Source organism: Paenibacillus sp. 22594 (assembly GCF_052044425.1).
Taxonomy (GTDB): domain Bacteria; phylum Bacillota; class Bacilli; order Paenibacillales; family Paenibacillaceae; genus Paenibacillus_AQ.
This window is the reverse complement of record NZ_JBQENA010000006.1, coordinates 360,231-374,262: the sequence shown is the minus strand read 5'-3', so window position 1 is coordinate 374,262 and position 14,032 is coordinate 360,231. Positions and strand designations below refer to the sequence as shown.

The following is a 14,032-nucleotide window of genomic DNA, read 5'->3' as shown; positions in this document are numbered from 1 at the left end:
TCAAAAAAAGACCGTTCCGAAGAACCGTCTCTAATAATCATATGTCAGTGACTACTTCACCAAGCTATTCAGATATGCATCTGCTTCTTCATACGTCGGATAGTGTACAGCAAACTTCCCGAAAAGTCTGTTCATCTGCATCTTCCACACGGGAGAGTTTGCAACATACACCCATCCGCCCACTCCATGTGCAACCGCAATATCACCTGTAGGTGCGAGCATGGCAGCCACCTCGGGAGTAAGGATCGATTTAGACTCGGTTACATCGGTGACTCCAGTAAAGCCAGGTTTCAGTTTCTCCATAGCTGCTTCAAAATCAGAAATATAAGCAGGCACATCCGTTTCAGTCAGACCAAATGCTTTTACAACCACTTGATTTTTGGCTACATTTACTTCCATTGTGTAAGGCATAATGATTCCCCCAGTATAAATTCTACTCTATTGATCACTATCTCGATTCAGAAGAGTAAGTATATTAATTATCGGTTTTTGAAAATCATTATTTTAGGGAATAAGGGAATTTATCCCTTGGATATTCTGCATATTCACTTAACTTTCACCTATAAGCTCCAGATCCTTTTGACAAAGCTCCCAATATTCCCGATCGCTTCCTGCCCTTCCGGGAGCAACGCGGACATCAACTGAAAGACGCTCCACAGGTTCTCCCAAATTTCAAGTGTGGCTTCACCTCCGTCAGCACGTACACGCTCTGCGAGCCGTTCGGCATCACTCAGCAGCACTTCCTGATCTCCGGCCTGTATCAATAAGGGTGGTAGTCCATCCAGCCGGAGCCTTAGCGGCGAGAGCAGCACAGGCATATTACCGTTATAGCCGCCCAGGTAATCCCGCAGGATTCTCTGATTCCTCTCCCGGCTTCCCGTAGGGTCCAGTTCAGCCCTGCTGTCATAGGACTCGCCGTCCAGATGGATGAGATCACTATGCGGGGATAGAAGAAATGCAGCTGCGGGCAGTTTATCCCCAACATCCCTCAGTGTGATCAGCGTCATTAGTACAAGAGAGGCACCTACAGAATCGCCGCCCAGTATGATGTCTTCCGGTTGGAAGCCTGTTCGCAGCAGCCAGCGGTATGCAGCAAGACAATCTTCATTGGCAGCAGGATATACATACTCGGGTGCAAGACGATACTCTAAGGTAAACACCCTCACACCGCTGGCAACAGCTATTCTTGCTGCCAGATCACGGTAGATCTCACAATTGCCGGAGATAAAACCTCCACCATGCACATAGAGTATGGCCTTCCTCTTCCCCTTTTCGGAGCGTTCCCCTTTAACATTCAGCCATTCTCCTTCCACCCCGTCCATATCAACCCTTTCGGCGGATACTTCAGGAAGCAGCGGCAATCGTTTGGCGGATTCCGCCATCTCCAGACGGATTTGTGCTGCTGTTTTCCCTGCGGTCTGATTATTTTGCTGCAAATGTTGTCTGATCGCTTGAAGCATTTCCTTTGAACTCGGCATCTTTCATTCCTCCCGGTATTGGCTTGACACCTGTATTCTAAACCCTGTACTACGGTACAGAGTCAAGGCAGGAACAACACCATAACGCATTTGGAACATTGCCAAAGTTTATTTTTCCATCCTGAGAATTTGTAATGTCTCCTTCACCCCAGGATGCCGTTCTGCGGATTCGAGATTTATTTTCAGATCCTTCAGAAGCTGTCTGGTAGTCTCGCGTTTCGCTATTTCCAGATCTACAGCGATCATCTTACGCTCAATTGCCATAATGAAATCAGAAATGCCTATACTTCCGTTCTCCGACTTAACCAACGCTTTTTTAATTTCACGCAGGGTGAATCCACATTTTTTGGCGTTTTGTATAAAAGCGATCCGGGTGAGTGCCTCCTCTGTATACATACGGTAACCCGAGGTCGTCCGCAGCGGCTGGGGAAGCAAGCCATGCTTCTCATAGTACCGCAGCGTTTCAATATTGACTTTCGCTTCCTTTGCCAGTTCTCCTCGTAAATAGGTAACCATGTACTTCTTCTCCTCTTGCTGAACCTATAACGGCTATAATTTCAGCTTTTCCTTCAACTGCCCGACTTCAGCTTCCGAAGGCTCAGTCCCTCCATACCTTGCCTGATTATAGACCCGGAGAAGCTGAGCGGACGCGGCGTCTGCATCAGTCACTTGAGTCTTACGCTGGCGTTTCCTGCTCTCATTCCATTCTGCAACATCCACCGCAGTCTCTTGAGGGGTAAGATAGCTCCTCTGCAAGTATCCTTGGGCACGTTTGTTCTTCAACCAATGGCGGTACAGCCAGCGGGTCTGCTCACGCCCCCCGTTCATTCCTTCCCAGCGGTCCCGTCTGGAAGCAGAGGTTGTACGGCTCCGCCAGTACTCTCTTACGCCTTGAACCGTCTTCTCCCAGGTGAAAATACTTTTCTCCTCGTCCTGATAAGCGGTATTGTTCTGCGGTGATTCTCTGCGGAGCAAGGATAACAGAGAGTCGATGAATCTCCGCCATACTCCACCTGAATTGCGATACAACCAACGAAGGCCATAATACAGGATTACGATCAGCGCCGCCGCTCCGATGGCATAAAACGCAACATCCAGGATCATCGCCAGCAGCCCCGGCTCATGGGTTTCAGCCGGCGGCATCTCAGGCATCGCCTGCGGTGGAGCTTCCTGCGGTGGCTCTGGCCTACTTGAATCGGAGAACAGCCGGCTCACCCAGCCGAAGAAGGCCTGCGCGGCATGCCAGAAAAACAGTCCCAATGCCCGGCCTGCACCAGCCGCAAGCAAAGCCGCCACCGCGATGAACAACAGCACAAACAGACGGTTATGCCGCCGAATTCCCCTCGGAAGCGGAGAACCGTCCCCCGTGAATGAGCTGTAATGCAAGTGGCTGGTGTTGGAGTCCAGAAGGGCCAGAATTAGGCAGAGACTGCCGCTCCAGGTCAATACAGCAACACTAGGCTGAAGCAGCGGAATTCTGGCGAATGCAATAGTGGCTACAAAATATACAGCAATCCCGGCAATATATATTCTGAGCCTGTTGCTGTGGCCACCGGAAGTTATACCCAGATATGCAGATATGACAGCACCTGCATACAATGGGATTTCTCTTAATGAAAATGCACCAGCCAGAATTCCTGCCAGCCCCCCCAGTAGAAGTGCCGCCAGGAGCTGCTTCCACTTCCGGTTGCAGCTCTGCCTTAGCATTACCCCCGCCATGGATATTAACGGCAGGGTATAGATCCAGGGCAGCGCGGCAGCACCGGACTGCAAGTACATCTGCAGCACAATCCACACAGGGAGGAATAATAACCACTCCACAATACAAATCAACCAGAGACGATACGTCGATTTCAAGAGTTCCGATGCTTGCAGTTTCATGCACTATTCCTCCCTGAGGCCGGAATTTCCAGCCACTCTACACCGTTCCCGGACAGCCGCAGTTGTTCGGCTGCCTGCTGTAGTTCTGGGCCGAGGTGACAGGAAATAATCAGGTAATCAGTATCGGTGTTTCCTTTCTCCGCTTCCTGCTCCAGTAATCTGCTCATTGGCATAGTCCGATCCAGATGGAGCCTTGCCAGCAATCCTAGAATGTCATCCAGCCGTCCCATGGGATTAGCATCTACCGGATCATTCGCACCCTCTCCGTCCAGCCTACCGTTACTGAGAAAACCCGTTTCAATGCCATGCCCAACCGCGTAATCCGCTACTGTAGCAGCATAGCGAATGCCGAGCTCAATCCGTTCCACATCCGTTACCGTTCTCCACATGGAATCACTGATCTCCATGTTCAGGCAGATGACAAGTCTGGAATCAGCCGTAAAGTCCTTCTTGTGAACCTGCATCCGGCCGGTACGGGCCGTGGCCTTCCAGTTCAATGACCCAAGCGAATCGCCAGGACTGTATTCACGTGTGCCAGCCGTTAGGAACGGGTCGTGAACGATCCAACGCTTGACGGGCAGCTCGCCCAGCCAGCTGTGTATAGGAAGCGGCAGATCGTATAAGTCTACGATCATCGGATATACCATCAGTTCCAGCTGCAAGGGAAAGGTTTGGGTGCTGCGGCTGAGTCCGAATAAATCACCGGTGGTCATGGTTGCTGTATCCAGCCGGAACAGCCCCCGCTTCATACAGCGGACCTTGTGTGTCCGTTTGATATGGCGGTAAGCCCGAAGGTAGAACAGGCTCAAATGATTCTGATAGATTTCGCCACTGCTGATACCCAGATTCTCCTGACTTCCAAATTCAAGCCCTTGGGCGATGCTGGACTCCAGACGAAGCCAGGGCAGCGGCAGCAGCTTGCCATTGCTGATCTCTTCCACCATCTCCACTGATTCCCCCTCAAACACCGCTTGCGAAGAGAAATAACGGGTATAGTTCACCTTCTTCAGAGCGTTCCGCTGATACAGCGTCGAGATGAACAGCATCAGCAGAAACGTGCTGATGATAAACCAGGGCAGTGTCATGATCTAGTCCACCCTTCCACCTCTGGCGGGTGTTACCGGCTCAGCCGGAACCTCAACCTCGCGCAGTACCTGCTGCACAAGCTCTGCTGCCTGCCCTTCACGAGAACCGGGTCCGCGCTGCATAAGCAGGCGGTGGGCAAGTACAGGAACCGCTACTGCCTTGATATCATCAGGCAATACATAATCCCGTTCCCGCAGAAGTGCGTAGCCCTGGGCAGCACGAAGCAGCCCGAAGCCTGCACGGGGGCTTGCGCCTAATTTGACTGCAGGAGCTTTGCGCGTCGCTTCAACTATGCTAATCATATAGCCCAGAAGGTCATCACTGACAGTGACGGCTGCGGTAAGCCGCTGCAGGTCTTGAATATCTCGTCCGGTAGCCACTGCAGCTGTATCTTGTAAAGGATTATTCCCGCGGAATCTTTGAAGAATATGGACTCCCTCTTCAAAGGTTGGATACCCTGTGGTGATCCTCATCAGGAACCGGTCCAGCTGTGCTTCCGGCAGTGGAAAGGTCCCCTGGCTGTCAATAGGATTCTGTGTAGCAATGACAAGAAATGGCGCTTCCAGTTCATGCGTATGACCGTCAATGGTAATCTGGCGTTCCTCCATGCATTCCAGCAGGCTGGACTGAGTGCGGGGAGTCGCACGGTTGATCTCATCTGCCAGGAGAATACTGGCAAATACCGGACCGGGCCGGAACTGGAACTCGCCTGTTTTCTGATTATAGTAGTTGATTCCGCTAAGATCTGAAGGCAACAGGTCCGGCGTAAACTGAATGCGCTTGAAGGAACAATCCAGTGAGCGAGCCAATGTTTTGGCTAGCATTGTTTTCCCGGTGCCGGGTACATCCTCCAGAAGGACATGCCCATTCGCCAACAGGGCGGTCAACAGCAGATCCACCCCTTCCTCTTTGCCGACAATAACTTTACCAAGATTGACTCTTATTGCTTGTATTAGTGCGTTTGCTTCCTGAAGCATCATGAAGAATAACACCATCCGTTCCATATTTAGGTATGTACTAAAGCTTAATCATACCAGAAAGCGCATCCAATTTATAATAGATAAGTCGCAGCCGTCATTTGAGAGCCCGACCGGTTTTGGAGCGGATGAATGCGGCAATGAAGTAATATACGGGAATGCACTCGATAAACAACCAGAAGCCGATAATTATTTCCGATTTGAAATTACTATAGTACAATACAATATTGCGCGAAAACAGATAAGCAATTATCGTGGAGCAAACCGTCAACATCGGGATCATCAGCCTTTTCCCCTTCTGCTTGCTCAAGTGCAAAGCGCATTTACAGGCGATATAGATGAGAAAGGCTGCATGAATAAACATCGAGGCTGACCAGATGCCGATAAGAAGAGGGTCCAGATTGCCAAGAATATTGTGGTGTGAAGAACTGCGGATCATCTCCAGAAACGGGTATTGGAGTTCTTTGCCCAGATGCGGACCGAAGTTAAGCATAGTCATTATCCAGCCTGTCAATACAATCAGAAGGATAGAGATACTGGAAACTGCCAGTATTTTCAGCATTTTGCTTCCCATTCGAAGCTCCGGTGCCAGGAAGAGAAAAACAATCCATTCCGCAAACCATGCGGTTACCGAGATAGAGTCCTTGAATGCAATCCTGGGATCATGGTAATGCAGAAATGCAGGAAGCATCGAAAAATCCGCATACGGCATAAACATATATACGGAAACCAGTGATGCTATGAAAAAAATCAGGAAAATCCCATCGGCCATATAAATGATAGTAGTTATTCCTAACGTCGCAGTATACATGATAACCAGTCCAATAACGATTTGTATGAAGATGGGGGGAGTTCCCCGCATGTAGTTCGATCCAAAAAAAAGGACAAAGTTCTCAATATCAAACGAAGCATAATAAATACACCAGCACAGCAGTAAGAGTACCATCAGCCGGTGCAGCCACGTCCCCATAATCTCTTTGCCAAAGTCAACCCAACCCTGGTCTGGCTTTAATCTGCCTACTTGTATGGTAAAGAACAAAATGCACAAACTTAAAAAACCGCCACCTATCAGCGCGATCCATCCTTGGTAGGCGGAAGTTTCCACGAGAATAGGAATCAGGAAAATAGTGGTCTGGGAACTGAAATAGATCAGACTGAATCTGAACAACTGCCATTTTGTGGTATGCATATATTCTCCAGTACCTCCCATCCTCATTTTACTGAACCCAAGTCCTGAATGTTAAAAGCAGACGTTACCTTTATCTTTGCTTCATGCGCATAGTAATCCTCCCAGCGCCCCTTAAGTTTCTTCCATTCTGCTGGATAATTCCATTCCACACGCATACCCAGCTGCAGAATATCTGTTCCCGCCTCCTGTGTAGCTAAAAGTGCATTGGTAACATCCTTGACCACCGCTGCTTGAAGCTTTTCGAGAATAACAGAGCTGAGTTGGACAGCCTTCCTTCCCATGGAATCATGGTAATTAGTGATGCTTATCTTGCCCTTCAGCTTGACATGGAAAACAGGTCCATCGTCCGTTAGTTCCGACCGAATTGAAGATTTATTGCTTAAAAATAGTCCCGTGGCTTTACCCGAGCCTTCTTCGTCCCAAGTGATCGTGTATTCAGGCAATGCCAAATGACCCGCCAAATGTCCGGCAGCCCAAGCGAGCGCCCTGCTCTCGCGAAAATGCAATGTACGGCGAAGTCTGGCTTGCTGAAACAGAGCAGCTCCCTGGATACCGGCCCAATGAACTGGCTTACCTTCATCGGAGAGGTCGCTCTTCTGCCCAAATGACAAATAATTCATGGCATAGCCCATTTTTGATGACTCTGCCAGCAAGCAATCTCTTACCGTAGTCGCAAATAGAAGATTCTCCTCTGAAAAATTCATCAGCACCTGATCGGGCAGCTGTTCAAATATTGCCGAGAGTTGGGAGACCTCCTTCGCTTTGCCCGGAGTCGTCATCACATAAGTCCCCAGAGGGAATTCCGGCTGCCGTTTGAACCAATCCAGCGCCTCATCTATTCCCTGACGGGCATACGCCTCTCCCAGGACAATCACCTTGATATGGGAGATTTCCAGCCTCCGGGACAAGTCTTTTTGTATTAAAATAATCGCATCCGTAATGTTTGAGGCCGTTTTGGATACCATGGAATAGGATTTGCCGTCCCTGCCCCCCGCCTGTGAGCTGGAGAGCAGACGGTTGGGCAGTGGGGAGCTGATCGACACTTCAACCGTTCCCGGTTTTTTCCCGGCATCGATATAAATACCAAAGATGAAGGTAAGTTCATCCAGCTCTATTTTGGACCCGCAGCCGGCCAGATTCAGTAGCAGCAGAACGCTCAGAACCAGCTTCAAGGGCTTCATTTTGATTTCTGCCTCATTTCATTTTTAGTGTTCGTGAACGAAGTGCTTCTTTTCATCATAAAAGGAGAAGGTACACGAAGCAGGGTGTCCTTCCAATCCTGGAATATTAGTGGAGCGACCGGCTGCAGATAAGGAGTCCCGAAGGATCTGAGATTGGCCAGATGTGCGTAAATGGCAAAGGCCGCGACTATTACACCAAGCAGCCCCATCGTTCCGCCGAGAATCAACAGCACAAAGCGGAGCAGCCGAAACGTCAGACCGAGCTCAAGGTGAGGGATTATATAAGAAGCAATGCCTGTAATAGAGACTACGATCACCATGGGAGCCGAAACAATTCCCGCTTGTACAGCAGCCTGCCCGATTACGATCCCGCCAATGATGGATACGGTTTGCCCAACGGGCTTGGGAATCCGGGTCCCGGCCTCTCGAAGCGCCTCGAACGTAAGCTCCATAATCAAGGCCTCCGTCAAGGCGGAAAATGGGATGTTTTCTCTCGCAGCAGCAATGGTTATTAAAAGGTCAGAGGGAATGATCTGGCTGTGAAAAGTAGTGATGGCCACATATAATGCCGGGAGCAGCATAGATACGATAGAGAAAAAGAAACGGACTAATCGAATCCAGCTTCCTGCATAAAAGCTCTGATAGTAGTCTTCCGAGGATTGCAGCATGGAAAAAAAGGTTACCGGCGTCAGTAAAGCCGAGGGCGTCCCGTCCTGCAGCAACCCTACCCGTCCTTCCATCAGGGATGCCGCTACCGAATCGGGGCGTTCTGTATACTGAAATATAGGAAAGGGCGAGTACTGGCCCTTCTTTATTTGATCCGCGATTCCGCTGATCCCCAGTACACCGTCCACTGTGATGTCTTCCAGCTTTTTCTTGAACTCTTCCACAATTTCCGGCTTACACAGCCCTTCAATATAGACCAGATACACATCGGTTTTTGTATACCTGCCTATGGAGAAATGGAGGGTCTTCAAATCTGAATGTTTGATCTTATGCCGCAGCAGTGACAGATTCGTCTGCACATCTTCGATAAAAGCCTCCTGAGGGCCTATAACCACCAGCTCATTCTGCGATTCGGAGACCGTTCTTTTCTGATAATGAGTGATCTCAAAATAATATACATAGGGAAGATCTTCGATCGAGAGCACGGCATTGCCGCTGACAATGAGCTCAACTGCCCGGTTCACCTGATATGCCTTTATATAAGGAATAGCAAAAGCCGATCCGTGATCCAGCCGTTCCAGAAACCCCGGCCAATCCGGTTCTGCATTCGCCTCTGCTTTTAGCGGTGTGGAGACAAATTCCTGCAGGCTTAGAGTATCGACAATAGAAGGAATGTAGATCAGCATACAGGCATGGCCGTACACATGAATAGACTGATATACTGCATCGCTGCAGTCAGTAAGCTGCTCCTTTATAGCCTCCAATATTCTTTGCTCTGTCACCGCACACACCTCCTAAAATCTCCTGGGGAATCCAAGTTAGTTTGCCAATGATTCGGATAGTTATGCGCGACACCCCTCGGATGAGTGCCAAGTATGCCAAAACGCAAAACAGCGATTCTCCAATGAAACGGGGAATCGCTGCTCTGTTATTTTATTTAGGGTCCTGGAATTCAGCTGAATCCCATTACCGGATGCGGAATGTACGGTTCTTCCAGCCGCTTCACCTCAGACTCGGTCAGCCGGATCGAGACCGCCGCAGCCGCATCCTCCAGATGTGTCATCTTGGTCGCTCCTACAATAGGTGCCGTTACCGGCTTCTTCTGCAACACCCAGGCCAATGCAACCTGGGCCCGCGGAATCCCGCGTTCTTCGGCGATTTCTTTGACTCTTAGCGCGACAGCACGGTCCGCCTCTTCGGTCTTGGTGTATAGGAGCTTGCCGAATTCATCGGATGCCGACCGGGTGCTGGTATCTTCCCAATCCCGGGTCAGGCGTCCCCTGGCAAGCGGACTCCAGGGAATCACACCGATCCCTTCAGCTTCACAGAGCGGCAGCATTTCACGTTCCTCTTCCCGGTACAGCAGATTCACGTAATTCTGCATGGATACGAACCGGGTCCAGCCATGGCGTTCAGCGACATGCAGCGCCTTCAGAAATTGCCAGGAGTACATGGAGGATGCCCCAATGTAACGCGCCTTGCCGGCTTTAACTACATCATGCAGTGCCTCCATGGTTTCCTCGATTGGCGTGGCCGGGTCCCAGCGGTGAATCTGATACAGATCGACATAATCCGTCCTCAGCCGCTTTAGGCTATGGTCAATTTCACTCATAATCGCTTTACGAGACAGTCCACCACCGTTGGGACCCGGACGCATAGTTCCGTGTACTTTGGTTGCAAGCACAATCTCATCACGTGCAGTGAAATCTTTCAGCGCCCTGCCTACAATCTCCTCACTCGTTCCGTCAGAATACACATTGGCCGTGTCAAAGAAGTTAATGCCCAGATCCAGCGCCTTTTGGATAAAAGGCCGGCTCTCTTCCTCATTCAGCGTCCATGAGTGATTTCCCCGTTCTGGAATCCCGTAACTCATACAGCCCAGGCAAATTCTTGAAACCTCAAGTCCGGTAGAACCAAGCTTTACATATTCCATAGATGACAGCCGCCTCCCAAATAGAAAAGATAATAATTACCAATCTATTCAAGTATACCGCTTTTACTAATGATTGGTGGCGCCAATATTGGTGCCGCTCGGAGTACCGGAACCCAACAGATCGCTGCCGGTGGCAAGCTTAAGGAAATTACCAAGGCTGAAGGAGCCGTCGGAGTTCCGGACAACCGAAGGAGTCAGACTCAAGAAGTCAGCGCTGCTGGCGACGAGGCCCTTGGCATTGGTGCTGGCGTTGCTCTTCCACCATACATTGGTGCTGGAAACATCGGTGCCGCTTGTTTTGTCACTAGAGGTTCCGGCAAAACTTAAGTTATTCGTAAATACATGGGTTCCCGAATCAAAAGTAAAGTTGCTCTCCCCATTATTCCATGAGGTGTTATTCGATAATTGAATCGAACCTGGATTGCTGTTATAAGTAAAGCCGTGTTTTTTGTTCTGGAAGGCTACACTGTTCATTACAATATGATTCACCGCAATTTTATCCCCACCCAGCTTGAAGCCGTTACCATCACTGTTGGTGGTTGTATTGCCATCTGAAGTTTGGCCATTCTTGTAGGCGACACTGTTCTTTATTGTTACAACACCAATAGGACCTGTCTCTGATTTGGCATACAAATCCCATCCATCATCCGTATTCCAGGCCGAAATACACTTATCGAATACATTGCCGGGTCCGATGGTCAACTTGGCGGCGAAACCGTCTGCATCTTCCCCGTTGTCCGGGTCGAAATTGTCATGAGAATAGACGCCGATGATTTGGTTGTAACTTGGCCAGTCGCTCATACTGGAAGCTGTTGAGGCATAGCGGCTGATTTGCAGTCCGGAATCCCGGTTATGGTGAGTCTCGACATTCTCAATGATGTTATAGTTCCCCCCGATGAAGATTCCGTTATCGCCGGCTCCTTTGATTTCAAGACCTTTTACAGACCAATAGTGGCCAAAGATTTGCAGTCCGCGCTCGGTAGAAGCAAAGCTTTCACCTGAGAAATCGAGCACCGGCTTTTCACTTCCGTAAGCAGCAATAGTTTTGCGAGAGCTGGAAGTACCGCTGTTGTCCCGCTCAACAGTAACCGATGAAGCAAAGGAATACGTACCGCCCCGCAAGTAAATTGTACCGCCTGCAGCGACTTTGGTCAGCGCTGATCCGAGGGTGGTCGGGCTTCCAATCGTTCCCGGATTACCTTCCGAACCGTTAGGCGCAACATAAAACGTGCCTGAAACCGGTGGTGAAGTTGGTGTTGCCGTCGGTGTAGCGGTAGGTACTACCGTAGCTGATGGCGAAGGCGTTACCGTTGACGTCGGTGCTGCTGTAGGATTAGTTGTTGGTGCAACAGTAGCTGTAACGACGGGTGTAGCGGTAGGTGTTGAAGTGGTACCGCTTACAATAATATTATCGAACTTTGCATTGGTCTTATATGCTATTAATCCGATACCACCAGATACCAAATTGTTATCGTGTGCATTTAGTTGCAGAGCATTGTTCACATACATGTTAATCGAATCTCCGCTAAGTTCTAGTTTGACCGTATATACGGTTCCTGTTGTGATGGCATAACCGGTTTTCATTGCGAGTGTAGTACTTACACCACCGGACTTTTTGCGGATTTCGAGTGTACCGCCATTCGAGTTGGAGATCGAAGCGGCATAATAGTTATTCCCGTCCGCATAGCGCCCGCATATATAAGTTCGGTTACTGCCGTTGAAATTATCGACCTTTATGTCAGCCTGAACACTATAATCGCTCCATGAGCTGCTGCCTGCGGAGGTACGTCCTTCGGAACTGCCGGAATGAAAATATAGATGAGAGCTGCCATCCTGTACTACAGACCATGTGCCTGTCGTATGGTTCCAATTGCCGGCGCTGCCGGACTCAAAATCATCACTGAAGATGCTTGCTGCCTGTACAGAAGGAATACCCCATTGCAAGCCGCCAAAAGCAAGGACAGCAGAAAGACCAATCCATGCGGTGAAAGAAAATCTCTTTTTAATTTTCACGTTAACATTTACCTCCAGAGTGTTTTATTTTTTTTGAACAAGTTGTAGCTATTGCATTCTCGTATACTTGTTGCTGCTCTTACATACTACAGCTTATAGTGATCATCGCACTCCCCCTTGACCAATAATATGCAGATTACTGCAAAACTCATTTTTTTGCAGTAACCAATCTAATCTCCACTATAAGTAAATATTTGTAAATGTATAGATATTTTTTAAGTTTATTATTACAAATATGTGAATTGTTGAAGTTTTCATGAGATTTCCTGTATTCTATTCGGACTTTGCATGGCTAAACGGGGAAAAGACCCGCAAAAACAAAAAATGTTTTTATCGGGTCTTTTCTCATAATCCTATCACCCCAACCTCAGCTTTGGACAAATGGCTTCAGCTTCTGCAAAAGACTCTGCAGCTGCTCGGAGCACTGACCATACATCTTCTTTGCCTGTTCATTTTGGGTAGACAGGCTGAACAGCTCAAGATCCGCTTCACATTTCTTTAGCAGTGCGTAGAGCTGAGGTTTTTCCTGCGTCTGTGGAACCTCAACATTGTCTGTGTACAAGTCCACGGTGAGTTCTCCATACGAATCGACCTGTCCCAGAAACACATTTTCCGCTGTCAGGTTCAGCTTTTCCAGCTCCCCTTGAAGCCAACCGCGCGTCAATCCCAAGGTATCCAGCGGCTCATCCATGATCTTGCCATCCATAATAACGGCTTGAGTCACTTGCTCCGGTGCTACCTTCACACCCAAATGCTTAGGTGTTAACGGCTGATTCTCCCGTGTAAGCAGGACATTAATCGCCCCGTCCGATTCCATAATGGCGAACTCCACATCAGCGACCTTGAATACATCCTTTTTCCTCAGTTCCTCCAATAATTCGTCAGTCGACAACCGTTCTTTTTTCATATTATCCTCAAGGATTTTCCCGTCCTTGATTAGCACGGTCGATTTGAAATCGATGAAGTCTCTGGCTTTTTTGCTCTTGATCTGCAGGAATTCAATCCCCAGTGAGAAAGAGACCCACACCGCCAGCGCTATCAATCCCAAATGCCATGTTTTGTCAGTGTCCAAGGAAATATACGCGGCAATACTGCCTACAGTGATCCCTGTGATATATTCAAAGAACGAGAGCTGTGAAACCTGTCTTTTACCGAGCAGCTTCGTCAAAAAGAAAAGTATGACCACAGCAAAAGCTGTACGCCAAATGACCTCAATCCATTCCGGCATTTTGCAACCTCCCCGTTTCACCTTTATTCACGTCTGTCGACCTTCATTATTTGTCATAAGGTGCGGGATTAACCATGAAATATTTTCTGGTCCTTTGAACAGGAATACAATATCAGAGCGCAGCAGATACTATGTCGCGGTAATACGCACCACCATTCGAAGGAGGGAAAAGAAATGACAGTAGCCTCACAAGTGAAAACCTGTGTATCTTCCTTGAAGAGTGCCCAGGCCAGCCTGGAGCAGTTTGCCATGGAAACACAGAATAAGGAAGCCAAGACCTTGTTCACCAATGCAGCTCAGCAAACCCAGCAGATCGTAAATCAGGTAGAATCCCGGGTAACTGAGCTGGAGAACGAGGAACCGCAATATAAAGGTTTTTAAGTTAATTTTTCAGAAATCC

General features: G+C 48.9%; 12 protein-coding genes and 1 pseudogene. 1 reads left to right on the top strand and 12 read right to left on the bottom strand.

The window, feature by feature from the left end:
* Nucleotides 1–51: 51 nt before the first annotated feature.
* The 12 genes and pseudogenes from ACTJKB_RS20940 to ACTJKB_RS20885 all read right to left on the bottom strand — a co-directional run bounded on the left by ACTJKB_RS20940 (nt 52) and on the right by ACTJKB_RS20885 (nt 13,632).
* Nucleotides 52–411, bottom strand: a complete 360-nt coding sequence (locus ACTJKB_RS20940; protein WP_440836295.1) for a hypothetical protein — start codon at nt 409–411, stop codon at nt 52–54.
* 149 nt (nt 412–560) lie between these two features.
* The gene (locus ACTJKB_RS20935; RefSeq protein WP_440836294.1) at nt 561–1,478 is read right to left on the bottom strand and encodes an alpha/beta hydrolase; all 918 of its coding nucleotides are present in this window, start codon (nt 1,476–1,478) and stop codon (nt 561–563) included.
* Between the two features lie 108 nt (nt 1,479–1,586).
* Complete coding sequence (locus ACTJKB_RS20930; protein ID WP_440836293.1) at nt 1,587–1,994, bottom strand: MerR family transcriptional regulator; 408 nt, start codon at nt 1,992–1,994, stop codon at nt 1,587–1,589.
* 33 nt (nt 1,995–2,027) lie between these two features.
* Nucleotides 2,028–3,359, bottom strand: coding sequence for a DUF4129 domain-containing protein (locus ACTJKB_RS20925; protein WP_440836292.1), 1,332 nt, complete (start codon nt 3,357–3,359; stop codon nt 2,028–2,030).
* Entirely contained in the window at nt 3,356–4,444 is a 1,089-nt protein-coding gene (locus ACTJKB_RS20920; protein WP_440836291.1) for a DUF58 domain-containing protein, read from the bottom strand. Before ACTJKB_RS20920 ends, ACTJKB_RS20925 begins: the two co-directional genes overlap by 4 nt.
* Nucleotides 4,445–4,447: 3 nt before the next feature.
* Nucleotides 4,448–5,425 carry an AAA family ATPase gene (locus ACTJKB_RS20915; protein WP_440836358.1) on the bottom strand — a complete coding sequence of 326 codons (978 nt, stop codon included), beginning with the start codon at nt 5,423–5,425 and terminating at the stop codon, nt 4,448–4,450.
* A 94-nt stretch (nt 5,426–5,519) separates the two neighbouring features.
* Nucleotides 5,520–6,611 carry a GerAB/ArcD/ProY family transporter gene (locus ACTJKB_RS20910; RefSeq protein WP_440836290.1) on the bottom strand — a complete coding sequence of 364 codons (1,092 nt, stop codon included), beginning with the start codon at nt 6,609–6,611 and terminating at the stop codon, nt 5,520–5,522.
* A gap of 23 nt (nt 6,612–6,634) precedes the next feature.
* Nucleotides 6,635–7,792, bottom strand: coding sequence for a Ger(x)C family spore germination protein (locus ACTJKB_RS20905; protein WP_440836289.1), 1,158 nt, complete (start codon nt 7,790–7,792; stop codon nt 6,635–6,637).
* Nucleotides 7,789–9,249 (bottom strand): spore germination protein, encoded by a 1,461-nt coding sequence (locus ACTJKB_RS20900; RefSeq protein ID WP_440836288.1) that lies wholly within the window; start codon nt 9,247–9,249, stop codon nt 7,789–7,791. The genes ACTJKB_RS20905 and ACTJKB_RS20900 overlap by 4 nt, the downstream gene beginning before the upstream one ends.
* 161 nt (nt 9,250–9,410) lie before the next feature.
* On the bottom strand, nt 9,411–10,391 hold the full coding sequence (locus tag ACTJKB_RS20895) for an aldo/keto reductase (RefSeq protein ID WP_440836287.1): 981 nt from the start codon (nt 10,389–10,391) through the stop codon (nt 9,411–9,413).
* Nucleotides 10,392–10,457: 66 nt separating this feature from the next.
* Nucleotides 10,458–11,687: pseudogene (locus ACTJKB_RS20890) on the bottom strand (right-handed parallel beta-helix repeat-containing protein); the annotation flags it as partial.
* Nucleotides 11,688–12,771: 1,084 nt separating this feature from the next.
* Nucleotides 12,772–13,632, bottom strand: coding sequence for a DUF421 domain-containing protein (locus tag ACTJKB_RS20885; RefSeq protein ID WP_440836286.1), 861 nt, complete (start codon nt 13,630–13,632; stop codon nt 12,772–12,774).
* 174 nt (nt 13,633–13,806) lie between these two features.
* On the opposite strand from ACTJKB_RS20885, the gene ACTJKB_RS20880 reads away from it, so the two are divergent.
* The gene (locus ACTJKB_RS20880; RefSeq protein ID WP_074083512.1) at nt 13,807–14,013 is read left to right on the top strand and encodes a DUF1657 domain-containing protein; all 207 of its coding nucleotides are present in this window, start codon (nt 13,807–13,809) and stop codon (nt 14,011–14,013) included.
* The last annotated feature ends 19 nt before the right edge of the window (nt 14,014–14,032 follow it).